This window comes from Kitasatospora sp. NPDC008050, from assembly GCF_042957465.1.
In the GTDB taxonomy this organism is placed as follows: domain Bacteria; phylum Actinomycetota; class Actinomycetes; order Streptomycetales; family Streptomycetaceae; genus Kitasatospora.
Genome location: NZ_JBIBIJ010000023.1, coordinates 25610 through 47249 on the forward strand (window position 1 = coordinate 25610; position 21640 = coordinate 47249).

At 74.6% G+C, this 21640-nt stretch carries 16 protein-coding genes and 2 pseudogenes; 10 read left to right on the forward strand and 8 right to left on the reverse strand.

Annotated features, from left to right (window positions below):
* Positions 1-198 precede the first annotated feature (198 nt).
* Genes ACFZB9_RS32285 through ACFZB9_RS32295 form a run of 3 tightly spaced genes read left to right on the forward strand, consistent with a single transcriptional unit; the run spans position 199 to position 6284 of the window.
* The gene (locus tag ACFZB9_RS32285; protein ID WP_391453139.1) at positions 199-1506 is read left to right on the forward strand and encodes an amidohydrolase family protein; all 1308 of its coding nucleotides are present in this window, start codon (positions 199-201) and stop codon (positions 1504-1506) included.
* Positions 1506-3014 carry a DHA2 family efflux MFS transporter permease subunit gene (locus ACFZB9_RS32290; RefSeq protein ID WP_391453141.1) on the forward strand — a complete coding sequence of 503 codons (1509 nt, stop codon included), beginning with the start codon at positions 1506-1508 and terminating at the stop codon, positions 3012-3014. Before ACFZB9_RS32285 ends, ACFZB9_RS32290 begins: the two co-directional genes overlap by 1 nt.
* Before the next feature lie 6 nt (positions 3015-3020).
* On the forward strand, positions 3021-6284 hold the full coding sequence (locus ACFZB9_RS32295; RefSeq protein ID WP_391453143.1) for a LuxR C-terminal-related transcriptional regulator: 3264 nt from the start codon (positions 3021-3023) through the stop codon (positions 6282-6284).
* A 10-nt stretch (positions 6285-6294) separates the two neighbouring features.
* On the opposite strand, the gene ACFZB9_RS32300 is transcribed toward ACFZB9_RS32295, so the two are convergent.
* From ACFZB9_RS32300 to ACFZB9_RS32315, 4 genes are read right to left on the reverse strand one after another with little or no spacing between them, the layout of a single operon-like run.
* A complete protein-coding gene (locus tag ACFZB9_RS32300; protein ID WP_391453144.1) occupies positions 6295-7512 on the reverse strand; it encodes a cytochrome P450 in 1218 nt (405 codons plus the stop codon).
* The gene (locus tag ACFZB9_RS32305; RefSeq protein ID WP_391453146.1) at positions 7509-9179 is read right to left on the reverse strand and encodes an FAD-dependent monooxygenase; all 1671 of its coding nucleotides are present in this window, start codon (positions 9177-9179) and stop codon (positions 7509-7511) included. The genes ACFZB9_RS32300 and ACFZB9_RS32305 overlap by 4 nt, the downstream gene beginning before the upstream one ends.
* A gap of 11 nt (positions 9180-9190) precedes the next feature.
* The gene (locus tag ACFZB9_RS32310) at positions 9191-12454 is read right to left on the reverse strand and encodes a ferritin-like domain-containing protein (protein WP_391453148.1); all 3264 of its coding nucleotides are present in this window, start codon (positions 12452-12454) and stop codon (positions 9191-9193) included.
* A 22-nt stretch (positions 12455-12476) separates the two neighbouring features.
* Complete coding sequence (locus tag ACFZB9_RS32315) at positions 12477-14003, reverse strand: flavin monoamine oxidase family protein (RefSeq protein ID WP_391453150.1); 1527 nt, start codon at positions 14001-14003, stop codon at positions 12477-12479.
* 388 nt (positions 14004-14391) lie between these two features.
* On the opposite strand from ACFZB9_RS32315, the gene ACFZB9_RS32320 reads away from it, so the two are divergent.
* From ACFZB9_RS32320 to ACFZB9_RS32330, 3 genes are all read left to right on the forward strand, one after another.
* Positions 14392-15426, forward strand: a complete 1035-nt coding sequence (locus tag ACFZB9_RS32320) for a methyltransferase (RefSeq protein WP_391453152.1) — start codon at positions 14392-14394, stop codon at positions 15424-15426.
* A gap of 3 nt (positions 15427-15429) precedes the next feature.
* Positions 15430-16656 carry a tryptophan 2,3-dioxygenase family protein gene (locus ACFZB9_RS32325; protein WP_391453154.1) on the forward strand — a complete coding sequence of 409 codons (1227 nt, stop codon included), beginning with the start codon at positions 15430-15432 and terminating at the stop codon, positions 16654-16656.
* A gap of 92 nt (positions 16657-16748) precedes the next feature.
* Positions 16749-17162, forward strand: coding sequence for a heme-binding protein (locus ACFZB9_RS32330; protein ID WP_391453156.1), 414 nt, complete (start codon positions 16749-16751; stop codon positions 17160-17162).
* Positions 17163-17338: 176 nt separating this feature from the next.
* Here the strand turns inward: ACFZB9_RS32330 and ACFZB9_RS32335 are convergent, their stop codons facing one another.
* Positions 17339-17716 carry a VOC family protein gene (locus ACFZB9_RS32335; protein WP_391453158.1) on the reverse strand — a complete coding sequence of 126 codons (378 nt, stop codon included), beginning with the start codon at positions 17714-17716 and terminating at the stop codon, positions 17339-17341.
* A 13-nt stretch (positions 17717-17729) separates the two neighbouring features.
* Positions 17730-18002, reverse strand: a pseudogene (locus ACFZB9_RS32340) (hypothetical protein); the annotation flags it as partial.
* On the opposite strand from ACFZB9_RS32340, the pseudogene ACFZB9_RS32345 reads away from it, so the two are divergent.
* The 3 genes and pseudogenes from ACFZB9_RS32345 to ACFZB9_RS32355 form a co-directional block, all read left to right on the forward strand.
* Positions 17997-18221, forward strand: a pseudogene (locus ACFZB9_RS32345) (UTRA domain-containing protein); the annotation flags it as partial. The pseudogenes ACFZB9_RS32340 and ACFZB9_RS32345 overlap by 6 nt on opposite strands.
* A gap of 298 nt (positions 18222-18519) precedes the next feature.
* On the forward strand, positions 18520-19038 hold the full coding sequence (locus ACFZB9_RS32350; RefSeq protein ID WP_391453263.1) for a terpene synthase family protein: 519 nt from the start codon (positions 18520-18522) through the stop codon (positions 19036-19038).
* A gap of 145 nt (positions 19039-19183) precedes the next feature.
* The gene (locus ACFZB9_RS32355; protein WP_391453160.1) at positions 19184-19933 is read left to right on the forward strand and encodes a ricin-type beta-trefoil lectin domain protein; all 750 of its coding nucleotides are present in this window, start codon (positions 19184-19186) and stop codon (positions 19931-19933) included.
* A gap of 50 nt (positions 19934-19983) precedes the next feature.
* On the opposite strand, the gene ACFZB9_RS32360 is transcribed toward ACFZB9_RS32355, so the two are convergent.
* Both ACFZB9_RS32360 and ACFZB9_RS32365 read right to left on the reverse strand, forming a co-directional pair.
* Positions 19984-20334: an alpha/beta fold hydrolase gene (locus ACFZB9_RS32360; RefSeq protein ID WP_391453161.1), complete on the reverse strand. Its 351-nt coding sequence runs from the start codon at positions 20332-20334 to the stop codon at positions 19984-19986.
* Positions 20335-20471: 137 nt separating this feature from the next.
* Positions 20472-20747, reverse strand: a complete 276-nt coding sequence (locus tag ACFZB9_RS32365; protein WP_391453162.1) for a helix-turn-helix domain-containing protein — start codon at positions 20745-20747, stop codon at positions 20472-20474.
* A gap of 108 nt (positions 20748-20855) precedes the next feature.
* Here ACFZB9_RS32365 and map point away from each other — a divergent pair, with 108 nt between their 5' ends.
* Positions 20856-21623, forward strand: coding sequence for a type I methionyl aminopeptidase (gene map, locus ACFZB9_RS32370; RefSeq protein ID WP_391453164.1), 768 nt, complete (start codon positions 20856-20858; stop codon positions 21621-21623).
* Positions 21624-21640: the final 17 nt, after the last annotated feature.

Genomic DNA, 21640 nt, shown 5'->3' on the forward strand with positions numbered 1-21640 from the left:
GGGCGCCGGCCGCGACCCCCCGGGGGCCTCCGACCCCCTCGCCGCCTCCCTTCACGGCCTCTCTTCCCGCACATTCGAACGACCTTGACATGCCGTCAGAGGGCGTCCTAATCTCGTTTGTGGCCGATCAATTGGGAATACCAGAGCCTGCGTTCTTCATATTTAACGTTCGGCTTTGTGATCAGCAGGGGGCCCTCGTTGAACCACCGGCAGACGGCATCCGACACCGCCACATCACCGCAGGTCATCGCCCTGATCGGCGGCCGCCTGGTGGACGGCACGGGCGCGCCGCCCAGCGCCGGCGGCGTCATTCTGATCGAACACGGCGTCCTCACCAGGCTGACGACCGACGGCGCCACCGAAATCCCGCCCGGCGCCGAGCTCGTGCACTGCGAGGGGCAGACCATCCTGCCGGGATTGATCGATTCCCACACCCATGTCGAACGCGACATTCCCGCCGTCCTGGGCGCCTTCCTGCGCGACGGGGTCACCAGCGTCGGCAACACGGGCAGCGGTCCGCAGCTGGTCCCGCAGCTGCGGGCCGCCGGCCGCCAACCGGGCGCCGCCCGGACCTTCCTGGCCGGGCCCGCGATCACCGCGCCCGGCGGCTACCCGGTGATCCGCGGCGACGGCTCGGCCGCGCGCGCCGTCGACTCGCTCCCGCAGGCCATCGCCGCGGTGGACGAACTGGCCGCACTGGGCGTGGACTTCATCAAGATCACCCAGGAGCCGTTCGACTTCGACTTCCGCCACCCCGGCCATCTCCCGGTGCTGGAGCCCGAGTTGATCAAGGCGGTGGCCCGGCGGGCCACCGAGCACGGCCTGCCGGTCCGCTCGCACGTGCACCACGCCGACCAGTTGGAGGTGGCACTGGCCGTCGGGGTGACCAGCATCGAGCACCTGCTCTTCCCGCTGCCGCCGGACGTCGGCCATGTCGAACTCCAGCGCGCCGGCGCCCTGCACCTGGGCGCACTGCCCGATCTCGCGCGGCAGCTGGACGCGATGGTCGAGCAGGGCATCCACCTGGTGCCGACCATCGGCAACGAACTGGCCAACATCAGGGCGGGGTTGCCGGAGCTGGGCGAGGCCGCACTGCGTGAGATCGAGGCGTTCATGGTCGCGGTGCTCGGCCGCTTCGTCGCCGCCGGCGGCACCGTGGCGCTCGGCAGCGACTGGGTCGGCCGGCCCGGATTCCCACCCGGACTGCCCCGCGGCGAGCTGAACTACCTGCTGGCCGCCGGTCTGACCCCGCTCCAGGTGATCGAGTCCGCCACCCGGCACGCCGCCGCGGTCTGCGGTCAGCGCGACACCCTCGGCGTGCTGGCCCCCGGGCGGCAGGCCGACCTGCTCGTGGTCGGCGGCGATCCGAGCACCGACCTCGCGGCGCTGGACGACCTGCGGCTGATCGTCAAGGACGGCCGCATCGTCCACCGCGCCACCGCCCCCGAGGTGCCGCTCCAGGCCGCGTCCGCCGACCACGCCGCCCCCGTCCGGCCGGCCGGCTGATGAGCTCCCCCGCCGTGCCCGGCACCCCCGAGCGCCCCGCCGGCGGCTCACCGTGGCGAACGCTGGTCGCGGTCTCGGTGGGCTCCTTCATGACCATCCTGGACACCACGGTGGTCAACGTCGCCGTCCACGCGCTCCAGGACACCTACGCGGCGCCGACCGCCGAGGTGCAGTGGGTGGTCAGCGGCTACGCGCTCGCGCTCGGCATCGCCACCCCACTGGCCGGCGAGCTGGGCGAGCGCTTCGGCACCAAACGGGTCTTCCTCGCCTCGCTGTTCGCCTTCGCCTTCGCCTCACTGCTCTGCGGGCTGGCGCCGAGCCTGGGCCTGCTGATCGCGGCCCGGGTGCTGCAGGGCCTGGCCGGCGGCTTCGCCCTGCCGCTCGGCTCGGCCCGGCTCTTCACCGCCTTCCCGCCCGAGCGGCGCGGCGTCGCCTTCGGCGCCTTCGGACTGGTGCTGGTCTTCGCCCCGATGATCGGTCCGCTGGTCGGCGGCGTCTTCGTGGACGCCGGGCTGATCAGCTGGATCTTCTTCATCAACGTGCCGATCGGCCTGCTCGGCGTCCTGCTCGGCAGCCGGTTCCTGGCCCCGGACGAGCCGCGCCCCGACAGCCGGCCGCGGGTGGACTGGGCGAGCGTGGCCGCCGTCTGCCCGGGATTCGGCGGGCTGCTGCTGGGCGCCTCGCTGCTCGGCTCGGGCAACGGGAGCGGCGCGCTGATCGCCTTCGGCGTGGGCGCACTGGCGCTCTGCTTCCTGGTGGTGCACCAGCTACGCCGGTCCGGGCCTGGCCCCGGCCTGTTCGACTTCCGGCTCTACCGGGTGCGCACCTACGGGATCGGCAGCGCGATCAACGCGCTCGGCCAAGTGCCGTTCTTCGGTACCCAGTTCCTGCTCCCACTGAGCATCCAGGTGGTGCACGGGTCGAGCGCGCTGGACGCCGGGCTGGCCCTGCTGCCGCTGGCGATCAGCTCCGGTGTCACCGGCCTGCTCGGCGGCCGGATCCGCGACCGGCTCGGGCCCCGGCTGCCGATGACGGTCGGCTTCCTGCTGCTGGCCGGCGGCATCGCGCTGCTGCGCACCCACGCCGCCGATCCCGATCCCGCCGCGCTGATCGGGCCGCTGCTGCTGGCCGGGGCCGGGGCCGGGGTGATCCCGCCGCTGACCCAGGTCACCGCGCTGAGTGAGGTCCCGCGCCCGGCCGTCGGCCGCGGGACCTCACTGCTCCAGGCCACCCAGCGGGTCTGCCAGGCACTCAGCGTGGCGGTGCTGGCCACCATCGTGGCCCGCGAGGCGAGCGGCCTGGGCGGTGCCCGGGCGGACAGCCCCGGCTACCGTGCGCACTTCGCCACCGGAGTGGCCGACGGCTACACGCTGGCCCTGGTGCTGGCGCTCTGCTGCGCGGCGCTGGCCACCCTGCTGCCCGGCTGGCCGGCCCGCACCGCCGCCGAAGCGGGGGCCGCCGACGGGCAGGACACGGACCTGGACCGGGTGCCGAGCGTGGGCGGCTGAGGCTCGGTGTGCGGCTGCGCGGCCCGGGGGGCCGGGGTACCGGAGCAGGGCCGGGGAGCGGCCACGGCGCACCGCGACCACGCACGCGCGGACGGCGCCGAGCAGCCGGGGCAGCCCGGGCAGCGGCAGGATGAGCGGGCCGGGCAGCGGCAGGATGAGCGGGCCGAGCCGCCGCTGCGTGGGCGGGCCGAGGAACTCGCCCTGCTCGAAGGGCTGGTGGAGCGCACCCTGGGCAGCCGGCGCGCCGCCGGCGCGCTGATCAGCGGGCCCGGCGGGGCGGGCAAGTCCCGGTTGCTGCGCGAGGCCGAGCAGCTGGCCGCTGCCCGCGGCTTCCGGATCGCCCGGCTGGCCGCGCCGGATCCCCTGCCCATCGCGGCACTCGCGCCGCCGGGGGCATTCGGGGCGTCCGGGGCGTCCGGGGCATCCCGGACGTCCGGGCGGGTGCAGCCGGCCTGGCGGCCGGCCCTGACCGGCGTCCCCGGGCCGTTGGCAGCGCTGGTGCCCCCGCTCGCCCGGGCGCTGGAGGTCCGAGTACCCTCGGGCGCCGAGGAGTTGGACGATCCGCAGGCCGGCCGGGTGCTGCTCGGGCTGCTGGACGGCCGACTCCAGCAGGCCCCGCTGCTGCTCAGCTGCGACGGCGAGGCCGGCTGGCCGGCTCTGCTCGGGCAGTTGGCGGCGGCTCGGCGCGGCGCCGCCCTGCTGCTGCTGACCACCGAGCGTGCGGGGCCGGGACCCTGGCCGGGACAGGGACAAGGGCCGGGACAGGGGCCGGATGATGCGCAGTTCCTGCGGCTGGCGCTCGGCCCGCTGTCGGCGGCGGCCGTCGGGCAGCTCTGCGCCGACCGGCTCGGCGCGCCGCCGGACGACGGCCTGGCGGCGCTGCTCGGCCTGGCCCGGGGCCGGCCGGGAGCGGTGATCGAGCTGCTCGGCGCCTTGGAGCAGGACGCCGCGCTGCGGCTGGGCGCGGGCCGGCTCCAACTGGCCGGCCCCACGGCGGGAGAACCGGGCGTGACCGGTGCGGCCGGTGCGGCCGGTGCGGCTGGCATGGCCGGCGGGGACGGCGGGGACGGCGTGACCGGCGGCGTCCCGGGCCGCCTCGGCGAGCTGATCGCCCGGCGGCTCTGCGCCGCGCCGGCCCGCACCCGGCTGCTGCTGGAGGCCGCCGCCGTGCTCGGTCCGGCGAGCCTGCCGGACGAGGTGGCGCAGATGCTGAACGAGCCGGTGAGCGCGCTGGTCCCGGTCTTCCGGGAGGCCGCCCGGACCGGCCTGGCCCACTGCGAGAGCGAGCATTTGACCTTCCGCCACGAGCTGGTGCGCAGCGCCCTGCTGGCCGGGCTGCCGCCGGCGGTACGGGCCGCCATGCACCGTCAGGCGCTGGGCATCCAGCTGGCCGGCGGGCGTTCGGCCGCCGCCGTCGCCCCCCACCTGCTGCGCGGGGCGTACCGCGGCGACCCGGTCACCGGCCCGCTGCTGCGGCTGGCGGCGGCCCAGTCGCTGGCCCGCTCCCCGGCGACGGCGGCCGAGTTGGCGCTGCGCGGCCTGGACGTGCTCGGGGTGGACGAGGGGCTGGGCACGGAAGCGGGTGCGGCGGCCGGCGGGACGGGTGCGGCGGCAAGCGGGACGGGCGCGGCGGACGACGGCCACGAGGCGGGCCCGGCGGGCGAAACAGGCCCGGCAGGCGAAACAGCACAGACTGCCGCCGAACTGACCGCGCTCGCCGCCGAGGCCTGCGTGCGCTCCGGCGCACTGGCCCGGGGCCGTTCGCTGGCCGAGGCGGCGCTGGCCCGCCCCGCGGTGCCGGTGGGCGCGGCCGCGCGGCTGCGGATCGCGCTGGCCGGCTCGCTCCTGCTGCTCGACCGGCCCACCGAGGCGCTGGCGCTGATGGAACGGGCGGCCGGCGAACGCGGCATCCCGTCAGCGGTCCGCCAGGAGGCGCTGCTCGTCCAGGCCGCGGCGCTCGCCCAGGGGCCGGGCGAGCCGCACCAGGAGCTGGCCCGGCTGCTGCGCCGGGCGCACACCCATGGGCTCGACCTGCGGGCGGCGGCCCGGCTCGCCGACGGGGTCTTCGCCTGGCGGGCGGGGCGGCCCGAGGTGGCGCTGAGGCTCAGCCAGGAGGCGGTGGCGCTGGCCGCGCAGGGCTCCGCGACCGCCTGGCACACCCCGGCCGAGCCGATCCGGGCGCTGCTGCTGGTCCAGGCGGGATACCCGGACGAGGCGGCGGCGGCCATCGAAGCGGCGGCAGCGGTCGGCCCGCCGGGCGACGGCCCGTTCGTCCCGGAGCTGATCCGGCGGATCGTGCTGGCCCGGCTGGCGCTGGCCGAGGGCGCCCTGCAGCGGGCGGACACCGAGGCGGACGCCGCGCTGCGGCTGGCCGAACGGGCGGACACCCCGGGCTGCGCGGCGATGGCCCGCCGGGTGCTGGCCACGGTGGCGATCCACTGCGGCGACCACCCGGCCGCCGCCGAGCACGCCGCCGAGCTGCGCGCCGCGGCGGTGGGCCTGCCCGTCCCACCGGAGACGCCCGCCCCGGGGCTCGGCGCCGACCCCGCGATCGCGGCGGCCTGGTTCGAGGCGCAGCTGCTGGCGGCCGACGGCGACCACGGCCCGGTCGGCCATGCGCTCAAGGAGCTGGCCGCCGACGAGGCCGCGCTCGGCCGGCTGACCCTGGACGAACCGGCCTGCGCGCCCTGGCTGGTGCGCGCGGCGCTGGCCGCGGGCGAGCCGGAGCGGGCCGCCGCGGTGGTGGCCGCGGTGCGGCGGCTGACCCGGGCCAACCCGGCGGTGCCGGCTCTGGGGCCCGGCGCGGAGCACGCGCGCGGGCTGCTGGAGCGCGACCCGCGGGCGCTGGCGGTGGCCGCCCGCGACCACCGGGACGCCTGGGCGTGTGCCTCGGCGGCCGAGGACCTCGGCGTCCTGCTCGGCCCGGCGGACCGCACCCGAGCCGTGCGCGGCCTGAGCCAGGCGCTGGAGGCCTACCAGCGGCTGGGCGCCGAACGGGACGCGGCCCGGGCCCGGCGGCGGTTGCGCGCCCTCGGCGTGCGACGGCGGCACTGGACCCGGGCCGAGCCGAGCCCGGCCACCGGGTGGGCGAGCCTGACCAGGACGGAGCGCACGGTGGCGGGGCATGCGGCCGCCGGGCTGACGAACCGGCAGATCGCGGCCCGGATGTTCCTCTCGCCGCACACCGTCGCCTTCCATCTGCGGCAGATCTTCCGCAAGCTGGACATCCACTCCCGGCTGGAGCTGGCCCTGCGCGCCCCTGCTGAGTAGGAGGCTCGTCTCACCAGCGCAGCAGCAGCCGCTCCGGCCCGTGGAAGAGCAGGTCCTGGGCGTAGCGCACCGGCTGCTCCAGCAGCTGTGCCCCGGCGAGCCGCCCCAGCAGCTCGGCCAGCGCCAGCTCCACCTCCGCGCGGGCCAGCGCCGCGCCCAGGCAGTAGTGGATGCCCAGGCCGAAGGCGAGTTGCGGTCCGCTCTGGCGGCGGTGGAGCCGGGGCGTGTCCGGGTCGGCGAACTGGCCCGGGTCGCGGTTGGCGGCGCCGAGCAGCACGGTGACCCGGGAGCCGCGTGGCACCAGGTGGTCCCCGAGCCGCTCGTCGCGCTGCGCCCAGCGGGTGACGGCCTGCACCGGCGGGTCGTAGCGGGCCAGTTCCTCCACCGCCTCCGGCAGCAGTGCGGGGTCCGCGCGCAGCTGGGCCAGCAGGTCCGGGTGGCGCAGCAGCGCCAGCACCGCCTTGCTGATCAGATGGGTGGTGGTCTCGTGGCCGGCGGTCAGCAGGTGGACGCAGGTGGCGGCGATCTCCGCCTCGGTCAGCCCGTCGTTGCCGACCAGCAGGCTGATCAGATCGCGGCCGGGCCGGGCCCGCCGCGCGCCGATCTGCTCGCGGAAGTACCAGGTCAACTCCCGCGCGGCGGCGTCGGCCTGGACCGCCGCGTCGGGGGTCTGCCCGGCCCGGGAGCTGCTGCCCTGCTGGAGCCGGAGCGAGGCGGAGCGCAGCCAGCCGCCGTCCCCGGCGGGCAGTCCGAGCAGTTCGGATATCACCAGCACCGGGAAAGGTGCGGCGAAGTCCTCCACCAGATCGAGTTCCTGACGGTTGATCAGCAGATGGCGGGCGATCGCCGCCAGCCTGGGACGCAGGCCGGCGACCATCCGCGGGGTGAACTCCCGGCTGAGGATGGCACGCAGCCTGGTGTGGCGGGGCGGGTCGAGGAAGACCAGCCAGTCCTCCACCATCGTCCGCACGGCGGTGTCCGCGATCGCCCGGTGGGTGAGCGGGGTGTTGCCGCCGCGGATCCGGCGGCCCAGCCGGGGGCTGCTCAGGGCACGGGCGGCTGGGGCGTACCCGAAGACGTAGTAGCCGGGCGGGCCGCTCGCCTCCCCCGGCACCCGGTGCACGGTGGCCGCCTCGCGGTAGCTGCGGTAGAGCGGGTAGGGGTCGGCGATCCGTTCGGCGGGCCAGCCGGCCAGCGTGAAGGGGGGCAGCGCCGCGGGGGCCGTCATCGGGCACCCCGGACGGTGTCCACGAGGGCTCCCGGGTCGAGCGGCGCGTCGTCGTCGCGCCAGGCCACGTGGCCGTCGGGACGGACCAGCACGAAGCGGCGCCGGTAGAGCGCGGCCACCTCCTTGTCGGCGCACCCGGCGACCGTCAGCGGGACCCGGCGCTCGGCGAACGCCCGTACCAGACCGTCCAGTTGCCCCGTCTCACGGCCGGCCCGCGGGGTGAAGTCGAGCAGCTGGAAGCCCTTGCCGAACAGGTCCAGGGTGGAGTGCCCGGGGGCCAGCCAGGCGTGCGGCGCGCGGGAGCCCGGGCGGCTGTTGGGCCGGTCCAGCGGCTCGTCCGGATCGGCCGGCACCCGGTCGGGCAGCACGATCGCCGACTCGTACCGGTAGCCCATGTGGATCATCGGTGCGTCGAACTCCCGGCGCACTCCGCTCTCTTCGAGCCGCCGGGCCAGCTCGGCGCGGGCCTGCTCGCCGCTCGGCCCGTCCTCGTGCAGGTCGGCGGGCAGCTCGCGGCCCATGGTGCGGGTCAGGTTGCGGTTGGCCTCCTCGACCGCCTCGACGGCCACCGGCCGGCGCTCCTCGCGGTAGCTGTCCAGCAGCCCGGGGCCGGCCCAGCCGGCCAGCGCGGCCGCCACCTTCCAGCCCAGGTTGGCGGCGGCGGCGATCCCGGCGTTCAGCCCGAAGCCGCCGGAGGGCGAGAGGGTGTGGGCGCTGTCGCCGACCAGCAGCACCCGGCCGTGCCGGAAGTCCTCGGCCACCCGGTGGGTGAGGTGCCACTCGTGGTCGGAGAGCACCTCGACCGGCGTGTCCAGGGCGATCGCCCGGCGCACCAGCTCGATCGCGGGGGCCGCCGCCTGCGGGCCGCCGTCGACCCGCACCGAGAGCCGGAACAGCGCGTCCCCGTCCATCGCGCGCATCGGGAAGCGCAGCGTGTCGGAGAGCAGCAGGAAGTAGAAGAGCGCGTTGCGCTCGCCGAGCCGGGCGCGCAGTTCGGGGGCCCGGAACAGGATGTTGCGGAACACCTGGGTGGGGAAGCGGGCGGGCGAGGGGATCGCGCAGGCCTTGCGGATCGGGGAGGCCGCGCCGTCGCAGGCGATCAGGTAGCGGGCCCGCACGGTGCCGGTGCGCTGCTGGGCCAGGTCGGTGACAGTGGCGGTGACGCCGTCCTGGTCCTGGGTGAAGCCGTCCAGTCGGCAGCGCAGCCGCAGTGGCCCCGAAGGGTGGTGGCCGACCGCGTCGGCGAGCAGCGGCGAGAGCCAGTGCTGCGGGCAGATCGCGTCCGGCTCCGGGGTGTGCCGGAACGGCGGGCGGGTCAGCGCGCTGCCGAACCGCAGCCGGTAGACCTCGTGGCCGCCGACCCGGGTGACCCAGGCGCTGTCCAGGGTGTGCCCGGGCGGCCAGCCGGCCGCCCTGATCCGGTCCGCCAGGCCCCAGCGCCGGTAGTACTCCATGGAGCGCGGGCCGATGTTGCTGACCTTGGGGTGGCCGACCGAGCCGTCGCCCGCTTCGAGCACCACGCAGGACACGCCGTGCGCGCGCAGGTCCAGGGCCATGGTCAGGCCGACCGGGCCGCCACCGACGATCAGGACCTCGGTCTCCTCCACCGGCGGCCCCGGCACAGTCTGCGTGTCGGGGGTCGCTTCGTTGATGGGTGCGTGGCTCATGGGTGCGTGGCTCATGGGTGTGTCATGTCCTTCCGGAACAGCTCGACCAGGTAGGCCAGGGTCCCGAGGACCTGGTCGGGGACGAGCGGGCAGCTGCGGGCCGCGTGCGCCAACCGCTCCAGCCGGGCGCCCAGTTCGCGCCGGGTGGCGGTCGGCGGCCCGGCTAACGGGTGCGGCGCGCCGGCCAGCTCGAAGGGCGGTCCGGCGGTCCGGCCCGGCACCCCGGCGGGCAGGTTGACCAGCAGTTCGGCGAGCGGGCGCACCAGTGCGTTCATCACCTCGATCGAGGCGTTCATCAGCGGCGAGCGGCGCAGGCTGGCGGCGGGCCGCTCGGCGAAGTGCTGGACCATCAGCTGGGCCATCAGCGCGTAGGCCTCGTTGCCCAGTTCGGCCACCTGCCGGGCCAGCGGATCGGTGATCAGCTGCTGGGCCGCGTTGCCGGGCCGCAGCGTGGGGTTGCGCAGCACCGGGTAGGCCAGGCGCGGCGCCGGGCCGGGCGGCTCGGCCCCGTGGTCCGGGTCGAGGGTGGTGAGCAGGCCGGCGAGCCGGCGGAAGGAGTCGTGGTGCGACTCCTCCCCCGGCGGGCGGTCCGGCGCCAGCACGCCGCCCTCGCCCTGCTCGGTGACGAAGTCGACGGCGAACAGCGCGCTGGCCAGGTCGTCGACCTGGAGCTGGTAGTCGGGGTGGCGGGCGTTGACCGAGCGGCGCAGGAAGACGTGGTGCTCGCCGCCGGCGGGCCCGGCCTTCGCCGGGAAGAGGTCGGGGATGCTCCGCAGGCCGTGCCGGATCGCGGCGTAGAGCTCGCTGATCGAGTGGTAGGTCGCGGAGTGCCCGGTGGCGGCGCGGTGCGGCTGGTCACCGTGGCGGGAGTCGCCGTAGCAGGGGTCGGTCAGCAGCCGGTCCGGCTGCTCCAGCTCGATGAAGCGGTGCACGGCGGCGGGGCCGAGCCCCTCCAGGGCGAAGTCGAGCGGGATCGGCAGCCGGTGGTTGAGCGTGCCGAAGTCGATCGCCGGGAACGCGAAGGGCTCGCCCAGCGCGGTCAGCAGGTTGTTGACGACCAGGAAGTGGGTCATCTCCTCGCGGGCCACCCGCAGCAGGGTGCTGCGGATCGAGTCCTCCAGCGTCTCGCCGCCGTCGCCGCAGACCAGGGCGAGCCGCTGCGCGCTCCACTGGCCGCGCCGCAGGTAGGCCAGGCCCGCGCCGTGGGTGGGCAGCGAGTAGGCGGCGTACAGGTACTGCAGGGTGACGGCCAGTTCGATCGTGACGGCGTCGCGCACCGCGGCGACCAGGTCCTCCCGGCGGGTCAGCTCGGGCCCGGCCCGGCGCGGTCCGGGTGTCGCGACGCGGGTCAGCAGCCGGCCCGGGGCGCTGCGGGCCCGCAGATAGCCGAGCAGCAGGCGGGCCCTGGGCGCGGAGAGGTCGCGGGTGGGCGGCATGTAGTAGGTCCTGGACTTGTTGCCCGGGTCGGACATCTGCCAGCAGAGCCGGGCGTAGGTCTCCACCCGGGCCCGGTCGGCCAGGCTGAAGACCTCCTCCTTCATGAAGGTGGAGGTCAGCTCGTAGTAGGCGAGGACCTCGCGGTGCAGCAGCTCGAAGGTGATCCGCTCGGGCGGCAGCTCGTCCAGGTGCCAGTCGTCCGGCAGCACCCGCAGCGCGAGTGCGCCGGCGCCGGACCAGTAGCGCAGCGCGTCGGCGTCGTCGTAGTGGCCGCCGGTGCGATCCAGCTGGCCATCGGCGGGCGGCAGTTCCTCCGGCAGCGGCTCGCCCGGAGGCGCGAGGAGCAGGCGCGCGCAGCCGGCCCTGCCACCGCGCACCACGAGGTGGCCCACGCCGTCGGGGCCGGTGTCGAGCAGGCAGTCGGCCGCCCACGCGTCCTCCTCCTTCTCCCCCGCCGTGCCGTCCTCCCCGGGGGCCCCGGCGTGCAGCCGCGCGATCCGCAGCCCGGCCAGCTCGGCGGGCCCGAGCAGCGGCAGCGCGGCCGGGTTGGCGTACTGGCGGACCCGGATGCCCGTCACCGGTGCCGGGCGGCCGCGGACCAGCGAGCGGACGGTGACGGTCAGATCCTGCTCGCCGTCCTGGGCGTGCCGGGGGTGTTCGGCGATCAGCGCGGCCTGGTCGGCCTGGACCGTGGTCTCCCGCTCGCACAGCACCGTGGTCCGCGCACCGCCGGCCGGCGCCCAGTCCAGGCGCAGGGCCCGGTCCTCGGCCGCCGGGCCGCCCTGCCGCGCGACGGTGAGCAGCCGACCGTCCGGCGCGCCCAGCCCGCCCGGCAGCACGGCCACCAGCTGCTCCCCGTCCGCGGTGCGCAACTCCCAGCGGCCATCCGGTGGGACCTGGTCCGCCAGGGCGTGCGGGTCGGCGCCGATCAGGTTGACGCCGACCAGCCGCTCGCCCAGCTGCACGGTGAGCTGGCGGGGCAGCGGGGCGGGCGGGTCGGGCCGCCCCGGCGGTGTGCTCAGCAGCCGGCCCGCCGGGTGACTGCGCGGCTCGCCGTGGCGCCAGGGCGCGATGGTGCCGGTCAGCGTCCACTCGACGGGGCGTCCGGTCGGCAGCGGTCCGGGCGGCGCGGCGAGCGCGAACTGGACGACGAGCCCCGCCGTGCCGGGCTCGGCGAGCGCCGCGCGCAGGTCGTCCACCAGCGGCGAGCGGTGCCCGGGCGCGGCCGGTGGCCACTGCAGTGCCGCGCTGTCGACGGTGAACTGATGGACCGTCTGCCGGGGCAGCCGCGGCCGGGCGCCGCCCCGGCAGCCGGGCCGGGGCTCCGGCTCGAAGCGGTGCCAGCGCGGCGGCTGGAAACCCTCGACCTCGCCGGTGCAGAGGTAGCCGACCTCGTGCGAGCGCCCGCTGCGGCCGAAGCAGAGCCGGCCCACCATCAGCGTGGTGGTCCACGAGGAGGCCGGATCGACGTCGAAGACCCGGGCGCGGTTCATCGTGGTGGCGAAGTACTCGTTGTAGTGGCCCCACAGGTCCACGCTGCGGCCGAGCACCGGGTCGGCCGCGACCGGGTCGCCCGGGGTGCGCTCGGCGCCGACCACGGTGGCGGTGACGACGAAGTGGCCGTTGCCGGCCAGGTGCGCGCCGGGCAGGTCCAGCAGCCCGAGCCCGGCCAGCTCGCGGTGGTACTCCGCGGCCGGGCGGGTCACCGGGAACGGCCGGTGCTCCCCGGTGAGCGCGGTGTTGTCGGCCAGGTCGACCAGGCCGCTGCGCGCGCCGGTCGGCAGCTGGGTGGTGGCCGTGCCGGCGAAGTGCAGACGCGGCAGGTCGAACACGCTCATCGGCCGCTCGCCGGACGCCGCGTCATGCCGGCTCCTCGACCGCCGTGGCGCAGGAGCCCTCGGCGGCCGCCTCGCCCTGCTGGTGGCCGTCGATCAGCCGCACCGCGTGCTGGGCCGACTCGATCGCCCCCTCGATCCAGGCGGGGTGGCTGGAGCAGTGCTCGCCGGCGAAGAAGAGCCGCCCCTGCGGTCGGGCCACCACCTCGCGCTCGGCCTCGCAGGAGTCGGCGTCCTTGCCCCAGCGGACCGCGGCCGCGCCCAGCGAGGAGGGCTCGGTGCCCCAGACCTGGTCGGCCACGCCCAGCACCATGCCCGGGCGGCGCAGCTCCGGGTGCACGGCGGCGACCTCGTCCAGCACCGCCGCGAGCCGGGCCCGGCGGCCCAGCCGGCAGAGCCGGTCGGCGTCCTGGCCGATGGTGTAGCTGGCCAGCAGCGCGGCGCCGAGCTTCGGGTCGCCCTCCACCGGCGGATAGTAGGTCTGCCGGCTCAGCCCGCCGGTGAAGGAGGCGCCGCCGGTGATGCCGTCGCGCTCCCAGAACGCCTCCCGGCAGTGGAAGGCCACCTTGGTGGCCGCCCAGTAGCGCTGGCCGTGGATCGCGGCCAGCTTCTCCTCGTCCAGCCCGGCCAGCTCCAGGCCGCGCAGCACCGAGAACGGGATGGTGCACAGCACGTAGTCGCAGAGCCGGCCGACCGACCCGAAGCCGTGCCTGGTGCGCACCTGGACCCCGTGCTCGGCCACCGCGAGGCCGGTGACCTCCTTGCCGCACCGCACCGGGCCGCTGATCCGCTCGCGCAGCCGGTGGACCAGCTGGTCCATGCCGCCGCTGAGCCGCATCAGGGTGGAGCTGGTCTCGTTGACGATGTCGTCCACGAAGCGGTAGAGCCGGCCGCGGCAGCCGGCCCTGATCCCCGGGTGGTCCGCGAACAGGCCGCGCAGGTCTATCAGTTCGCCGCCGGCCCCGGGCGCCCGCACGTAGTCGGTCAGATCGATCCCGGCGACCAGGCCCATCAGCTCGCCGTCCAGGCCGCGCCGGATGCTGTCGCGGAAGTCGCTGGGGGCCAGGGCGTTGACCCGCACCGCCATCCAGGCGCCGAAGAGCAGGGTCTGCGCGTCGTACTCCTCGAACCGGCCCTCGGGCAGCCGGCCGCGCAGCTCCTCGACCAGGATGTCGGAGGCCTCGCGGATCCGCCGGTGGCCCTGACCGGTCTGGACGTAGGCCGCGTCGTCCTGGAAGAGCGTGGTGAACTCGCGCAGCTGGTCGGCGAGTCCGAGCTTGCGCAGGTAGCGCATGGTGCGCCGGTGGGTGGTCGGCACCCGCATCGCACCGAGCTCCACCAGCGGGCCCTCGCGGCCCGGCACGAAGCGGTGGGTGCGGACCCGGCCGCCGACCTGGAGGTGTCCCTCCAGGACCTCGACGCTGTGGCCGAGCCGCTCCAGCTCATAGGCCGCCACCAGACCGGCCACGCCCGCGCCGATGATGGTGACGCGCTTGCGCGGCTGCCACGGTCCGGGCGGCCGCACCTGCTGGGCCGGAGATTCAGGCGACATGCTCTTCCCCCTACCTTGAGCGGACAGGCCCTAGTGTCGGGACTGCCGGGGCACGGCCACATCCCCGAGACTGACGGCGGGTTGACGGCATCCGAGGTGCGGACGGGCGGTCCTGGGGCGTCTGACGGGTCGCCACCCCACACGAACGGATGGTTTTTGGCCGCCCGTACCCGAACCACCCCGCCCGCACGGCCATGCTGGAGGCCGTGGAAGGGAGTTCGCGATGGAACGCACGGCGGCCGACGCTCACGTTCCCGACGCCCGGCTGTCAGGCGCCGAGGTTCCGGGTGCTCAGGTTCCGGGTGCTCAGGTTCCCGGTGCCCAGGTTCCGGGTGCTCAGGTTCCCGGCGCCCAGGTTCCCGAGGGCGGGCCGGGCGGCTCGGGGCTCATGCCCGGCCCGCTGGAGCGCGCGGTCTACGGCCTGTTCGTCACCAGCGCGCTGGATCTGGCGGCCCGGCACGGCGTGCTCGCCCACCTCGCCGAACACGGCCCGCGCGGTGCCGCCGAGCTGGCCCGCGCCCTCGGCCTGGACGAGGACACGCTGGGCCGGCTGCTCACCGTGCTGCGCGCCTTCGGCGTGCTGACCGCCGATCCGGGCGGCCGCTACACCGTGCCCACCGCCTCACTCCCCTTCCTGGACCCGCGCGAGTCGCGCTATCTGGGCGGCTTCCTGCGTCACCTGATGGAGAGCACCACCGAGCGGCTGCGCCGGCTGGACGCCTGCCTGACGCTCGGCAAGGCCGGCGCCGAGGCGGCACTGGCCGAGCCACTGGACGAGCCCTTCGCCGAGCTCTACCGGGACGCCGAGTCCACCGGCCGGTTCCTGGACGCCATGTGGCAGCTGAGCTTCGACGTCTCGGCCGAGCTGGTGGAGCTGGCCCGGCTCGACGGCACCCGCCACCTGGTCGACGTCGGCGGCGCCGGCGGCCCGTTCGCGGTCGCCGCACTGCTGCGCCACCCCGGGCTACGGGCCACCGTCTTCGACCTGCCGCAGGTCGGGCCCAAGCTGGCCGAATCCCGGCAGGCCTACCGGCTGGGCGGTCGACTGGCCTTCTCCGCCGGGGACTTCCACCGTGCCGAGCTGCCGGCGGGCGACTGCCTGGCGTTCGGCTACATCCTCTCGGACTGGGCCGACGACACCTGTCTCGATCTGCTGCGCAAGGCCTACCGGGCCTGCGCGCCCGGTGGCGTGGTGCTGGTGATGGACCGCCTCTTCGACGAGAGCGGCTACCTGCCACCGGCGACGGCCGCGATGAACCTGGCCATGCACGTGGAGACCCAGGGGCGCCACCGCACCGCGGCGCACTACCTCGAACTGCTCCGGGCGGCCGGCTTCACCGGGTGCGAGGTGCGCCACGCCAGCCGGGAGAAACACCTGGTGCTGGGGCGGCGGGCGGCCGACCCCGGCGGAGCGGAGCGGTGAGCCATGGACTGCCAGAACTTCGGCCCGGGCGTCGCGCCGGGCCGCCCCGGCCGGGTGGCGGAGATCGTCCACCTGCAACAGGCCCACGGCCGCGCGGCCCTGACCGCCGGCGAGCGGGCGCTGCTGGCCGACTGGTACGAGCAGGCTTGCCCGGCGGGCAAGACGGCGGAGCGCGGCCCGGCGGGCGAGCGCTCGGCGGGCGAGGAGGACGAGCGCGCCGTGATCGCGCTGCTCACCCGCCCGTTCAGCCGCGAGGAGATCCCCGAGTACTACCGGTACACCAGCCTGCACGTCTACGACTGGTTCCTGCGGCCCTACCAGGCCGATCCGCTGCCGGCCGGCATCACCGCGCTGCGGGCCACCCTGCTCGATCTCGCGGCCAAGGAGGCCGAGCCACCCGCGGCACTGCCCAGCTTCGGGGTGCCCGAGTCGACCGAGCGGCGCTCGCGGCTGGCCGCGCTGATCGGCGAGTTGGACGAGCTGTTGGCGCAGACCGCGGCTCGGGCCGTGGCGCGGGGCGAGGCGCCCTGGCCCGGCTCGCCGACACCGGGGCTGCGGCGCCGGCTGAGCGTGCTGACCAGCTGCACCGGGTTCCCGCAGTCCCAGGAGCACCACGAGCACCTCTTCCTGCGCTCGGTCCACGCCTGCGAGGTGGTCTTCTACCTGGCCAGGTGGACGGCCTGCCAGGCGATAACCGCGGTCCTCGCAGACGATCTCGACCGGGCGATACTGCACACCCGGCAGACGGCGTCCTGCGCGGAGCTGCTGAACGGCATCCTGCACGTGCTGCGCACGCTCTCGCCCGAGCAGTTCATGACCTTCCGCGAGGCCACCGGTGCGGCCAGCGCCGTCCAGTCGCTCAACTACCACCTGGTGGAGCTGGCGGTGTACGGGTACGACCCGCGCAAGGCGGAGGTCTTCCTCGGCATCGCCCACCTGCACGAGCTCAACAGCCGCCCCTACCGGGACCTGTGGCCGCTGCGCTCAGCCGTGCGCGCCGCCGACGCGCCGGAGCTGACGGCCGCCTTCGAGGCGGTCGAGCGCGCCCTGCTGACCTGGCGCGGCCGCCACTACGGCTTCGGCGCCCGCTACCTGCCCCGCCAGTTGAAGGGCTCGGGCGGCACCGAGGGCGCCGGCTACCTCAAGCGGATCGTCGACAAGGACCCGTGCCTACCCGGGCCCGTCGGCGGCCCGCCACCCGAGGCGATGTTCCGATTCGCACTGCGCTGAACCGCGCCCCCTCGGCGCGCCTTCCCAGACCTCATCCCCCCACCCCCGCAAGCTATATGACACATCGTCACCTACCTCAGGAGCATGGACAGATGACCACCGCACCGATCATCTCCGCCGCGCAGGCCCGCAAGATCCTGGACGCCGCGCTGACCGAGGCGGCCGCCCTCAAGGTGGCCGTCGCGGTCGTCGTGGTGGATGCCGGCGGCAACCAGCAGACCCTGGCCCGGATGGACAGCGCGACCTTCTGGGCCACCACCGTGGCCACCCACAAGGCGGTCACCGCCGCCGGACTCGGCGTCCCCACCGCGGACTTCGGCAAGGTCGCCGGCGGCGACCCGGTCCTGCTCGCCACCATGGCCGCCCAGCCCGGCTTCGCCCTGCTCCCCGGCGGCATCCCGATCTACGTCAACGGCGCCATCGCCGGCGCCATCGGCGTCGCGGGCGGCACCCGCGGCGAGGACCAGCCCATCGCCGAAGCGGGCGCCGCAGCCGCCGCGAGCTGACCGCACCCCTCCGCCCCCGCCTCGGCCCCAGCCGAAGCGGGGGCGCCGTGCCGGACCGGGGGACACCTGCGCGTACGAGGCACCCGGACACGCGCCGGAGTGCAGCGAGCGCTATACGGCCGTCGCCGGACCAGGTGAGGCACCCCGCAGAATCGGCACGCCCAAGCGGCGCAAGATCAGGCGTCGTTCCGCTCGGCCGCGCTGCGTTCCACGCAGAACTCATTGCCCTCGGGATCGTGCAGCGTTACCCATCCGGTTCCATCGGGCCTTCGGTGGTCGGCCTGAAGCGTGGCCCCGAGCGAGAGAAGCCGATCGACCTCCTCGTCCCGGGTCCGGTCCCTGGGCTGGAGGTCGAGATGCACACGGTTCTTGACCGCCTTGCCTTCATCGACCCTGATGAACAACAGGGTGGCTCCGCCCGCTGTGACCACGGCTTCCGGATCCCCGGGAAAGTCGTCATCAGCAAGCGAGCCATCCAGAGCCTGGGCCCAAAATCCCGCAAGTACATAGGGGTTGGCGGAATCCACGGTGACATGGCGAATCAGAGAACTCACGCCCGCAATTCGATCACGGCACCTTCCTGCCGTCCACAGAGCGCTGAAGCGAGTCGATGAGCGCCCGCCCGTCATGCGTCCGAACGCACGGCGCCGTCTCATCTCCCAGGGCATCAAGCAGGCGCACGGCGTAGACCTCGCTCATCCGCTCGGCCACCTCCTCGCGGGTCAGCCACGCGACCGCCGTCGACTCCTCCGACAGCTGCTCGCGCCCACCCTCGGGCCGACAGCGGAACACCAGCGCGACCACGCCCCGACTCACGTTCTTGTACACGCCCACCGACTGGAGGAACACGGGCACGTTCTCGCCGAGTTCACCGAGACCGTGCGGGCCCGGCTCGCCACCAAAGCCGAAAGTGCGGCGCTCGCACTGAGCCCTGGATCACCAGTGATCCACCTCGTCCGGAACGCCATCACCGAGACGGGCAAGGTCGTGGAGGTCTGTGACACCGTGATGGCCGCTGACCAATTCGTCCTGGACTACCGCTTTGCTGCGAAGGACTGACAGCAACTCAGTTCAGCCAACCCGTCGAGAGATTCATCCTCGCGGCGGGTTGACTCATGTACAGAAGTCGAGCACTCTTCCGAGCGCGTGCGGCGCTGCACGCCGTGTCAGCAGCAGAGCCACGCCCGGCGCGAAATGACCACCGTCACCGACGCCCGCCACACCAACCTGTGCGTCAGCGCGGCCACGTTCCTCACCGAGTACGGTCCGCACCCCGACCCCGCTGCCTACCTCGCGCACGGGTACGTGGACCTGTGCCTGTCCGCCTGGCCGACCGCGTGCGGCGCCGAAGCGGTATCTGACGCACCTGGAGGAGTGGGTCCACGCGGCCTCCGCCAAGCTGCTCGACTTCGTCCAGCCGCACCGCACGCCCACCCTGCGCGAGTACCTGACGATCCGTCCGACCGACGGCGGGATGCTCCTCGCCGCCATGTGGTGCGAACTGGCCGAGCGGTGCGTCACACCCGACTGGAACGACGCCCTCGTGCAGTCCCTCCTGCGCAGCTTCTCCACCGTCGGCTGCCTGATCAACGACCTCGCCGCCGGCAGCGCCGACGCCTTCACGGCCGTCGACGCCCTGCGCACCAGCCGAGGCCTGCTCCCGACCCAGGCCCACCAGCAGGTGCGGGCGCTTCTGGACGCCGAAGAGCGCCGGTTCCGGTGGCTGCAAACGGCAGTCCGCGACGACGAACTCCACATCGCCACCCGCCGGTTCGCGCGCTCACCCGACCACTTCCGCCACGCCCTCGCCGACTGGACCCAGGTCAGCTCGCGCTACACCGCGGCGGCCACCGATCTGACCAGCGAGCTGAAATGAATGACAACATCTTGTCGACCCATATCCGTTGACGCCCTCTCCATGGCACTGCGATGCTCTGGGCAGCACCTGTGAACCGCCTGTGAACGCGTCACCCAGTCGTCACGGAAAGGGCTCAATCTCCATGCGCCGTACCGCTGCTGTCATGATGACCACGCTGCTGGCCTCCGCCGCGGCCCTCACCCTCCCCGCTGCCGCCCAGGCGGCGGCCCCCACGACCAGCAAGGCGGCGCCGGCCGCCGCCCAGGACGGCGGGTGCAACGCCTTCAACAACGGTGTCGGCTCGGCCATCGGGATCTGTACGGGCATCAACCCCCTGCAGTCCTGGCACGTGCAGGCGACCTGCACCTGGTACGTCAACGGCACGGGCCCGTACGTGATCATCGCCCAGGGCGCCAACATCGTCGGCACCGGCCAGAGCATCGCGTTCTGCGGCATCGACAAGACGATCTCGTTCCCGCAGGTGATCTTCACCGGAGTCGTGACCCCGCCGCCCCCGCCGGTGGCCGGGCCGCAGGGCCAGATCACCGGCTACGTGGGCAAGTGCATCGACGACGCGGGCGCGAAGACCAACAACGGCAACCCGATCCAGATCTACGACTGCAACGGCACCAACGCCCAGCACTGGACGGTCGGGGTGGACGGGACGCTGCGCGTCCTCGGCAAGTGCATGGACGTGACGGGCGGCGGCACCGCGAACCACACCATGATCCAGCTCTACGACTGCAACGGCACCGGTTCCCAGCAGTGGAAGCCGCAGCCCAACGGCTCGCTGCTCAACCCGCAGTCCGGCCGCTGCCTGGACGACCTGGGCTTCGGCACCAACAACGGCAACCAGCTCGGCATCTGGGACTGCAACGGCGCCGCCAACCAGAACTGGGCACTGCCCCACTGAGCCACCTCCCGCACCCCCGCACCTCCCGCACGGCCTGACGGCCCCGGCCGTCAGGCCTTCAGCGCGCCCAGGGGCATGAACTTCGACACCTGCGCCTCGGCCAGGAAGTCCAGCAGCAGCCGGTTGACCAGCGCCGGCTTCTCCAGCGGCGGCACATGCGAGGTGCCGGGGACCATCGCGAGCTGGGCGTCCGGCAGTGCGGTGGCGACCGCCGCGCTGTGCTCCACCCATACGCCGTCGTCGTCGCCGCCCCGCATCACCAGCACGGGCATCGACAGCCCGGCCAGCCGCTCGAAGCCGAAGTCCGGCTCCTCGCGCCACCTGTGCAGCCACTTCTCGAAGACGACCGGGAGGTGCTCGGGCCCGTCCGGCGAGAGCGGCTCGTACCGCGGACGGAACATCGAGTCGAGCAGCGGGACGGCAGCCTCGCGCTGATCATCGGCGGCCTGCGGGCCGAACTCGCCGCAGGCGCCTGAACCGCAGGGCCCAGGACTCAGGAGGGCTCAGAGCTCAGGGCCCAGCGCTCAGCGCCCAGCACTCACGCGGAGAGCAGTGCCTGCACCTCCGGCTCCGCGATGACGCAGTGCGCGGCGACCTCGTCCAGCCGCAGGCCCACCGCCGCGGCCAGCGCGACCACCGTGAAGAACGCCGGGGTCGGCGCCCGGCCGGTCTCGATCTTGCGCAGCGTCTCGGACGACAGCCCGGCCTGCGCCGCGACCTCGACCATGCTGCGGTCGCCCCGGGCCTGCCGTAGCAGAGCGCCGAGCCGTTCGCCGCGTTCACGTTCCTGCGGAGTGAGAGGAGTGCGCACCATGGCCGTTATTCTAATGCCGTGATACAAATACCGGTATAAGAATTGGCAGGGCCGGTGCCGCAACATGCTCGCACCCGGCCCGACCTGGCCCGATGGAGGCAACCGGAGATGGTGGAGATCAAGTCGGACGCGTCACTGGACGCGATGCGCATCGCCGGCCGAGTCGTGGGCGACGCACTGGCAGCCGTGCGCCGAGCCGCGGACGTCCGGGTCTCGCTCAAGGAGCTGGACGAGGTGGCGCGCGGCGTCCTGCGCGAGGCGGGCGCCGACTCGCCGTTCCTGAACTACCGCCCGAGCTTCGCCGACACCCCGTTTCCGGCGGTGATCTGCGCCTCCGTCAACGACGCGATCGTGCACGGCATCCCGACCGACTACCGGCTGCGGGACGGCGACCTGGTCAGCATCGACTGCGGCGCCCTGCTCGGCGGCTGGGCGGGCGACGCGGCCACCAGTTTCATCGTCGGCACCCCGCGCCCGGCCGACCTGGCCCTGATCGAGACCACCGAGCGCGCACTGGCCGCGGGCATCGCCGCCGCGGTGGTCGGCGCCCGGATCGGCGACATCTCGCACGCGATCGGCAGCGTCGGCCGGGCCGCCGGCTACGGCATCCCGGCGGATTTCGGCGGCCACGGCATCGGCCGCAGCATGCACGAGGACCCGCACCTGCCCAACGACGGCCGCCCCGGGCGCGGAATGCGACTGCGGCACGGCATGGTGCTGGCGATCGAGCCGATGTTCCTCGCCGGGGGCCACGGCGACTACGACACCGCGCCGGACGGCTGGACCCTGGTCACCGCCGACGGCACCCGTGCCGCCCACGCCGAGCACACGGTCGCCATCACCGACGACGGCCCGCGCATCCTGACGCTGCCGTGACACGCCGACCGGCCCTA

Bases quoted from the DNA above. Each gene is read 5' to 3' on its own strand.
- ACFZB9_RS32290 (WP_391453141.1), top strand. From the start codon at position 1,506: ATGAGCTCCCCCGCCGTGCCCGGCACCCCCGAGCGCCCCGCCGGCGGC.
- ACFZB9_RS32300 (WP_391453144.1), bottom strand. From the start codon at position 7,512: ATGACGGCCCCCGCGGCGCTGCCCCCCTTCACGCTGGCCGGCTGGCCC.
- ACFZB9_RS32305 (WP_391453146.1), bottom strand. From the start codon at position 9,179: ATGAGCCACGCACCCATCAACGAAGCGACCCCCGACACGCAGACTGTG.
- ACFZB9_RS32310 (WP_391453148.1), bottom strand. From the start codon at position 12,454: ATGAGCGTGTTCGACCTGCCGCGTCTGCACTTCGCCGGCACGGCCACC.
- ACFZB9_RS32315 (WP_391453150.1), bottom strand. From the start codon at position 14,003: ATGTCGCCTGAATCTCCGGCCCAGCAGGTGCGGCCGCCCGGACCGTGG.
- ACFZB9_RS32320 (WP_391453152.1), top strand. From the start codon at position 14,392: ATGCCCGGCCCGCTGGAGCGCGCGGTCTACGGCCTGTTCGTCACCAGC.
- ACFZB9_RS32325 (WP_391453154.1), top strand. From the start codon at position 15,430: ATGGACTGCCAGAACTTCGGCCCGGGCGTCGCGCCGGGCCGCCCCGGC.
- ACFZB9_RS32330 (WP_391453156.1), top strand. From the start codon at position 16,749: ATGACCACCGCACCGATCATCTCCGCCGCGCAGGCCCGCAAGATCCTG.
- ACFZB9_RS32355 (WP_391453160.1), top strand. From the start codon at position 19,184: ATGATGACCACGCTGCTGGCCTCCGCCGCGGCCCTCACCCTCCCCGCT.
- ACFZB9_RS32360 (WP_391453161.1), bottom strand. From the start codon at position 20,334: ATGTTCCGTCCGCGGTACGAGCCGCTCTCGCCGGACGGGCCCGAGCAC.
- ACFZB9_RS32365 (WP_391453162.1), bottom strand. From the start codon at position 20,747: ATGGTGCGCACTCCTCTCACTCCGCAGGAACGTGAACGCGGCGAACGG.
- map (WP_391453164.1), top strand. From the start codon at position 20,856: ATGGTGGAGATCAAGTCGGACGCGTCACTGGACGCGATGCGCATCGCC.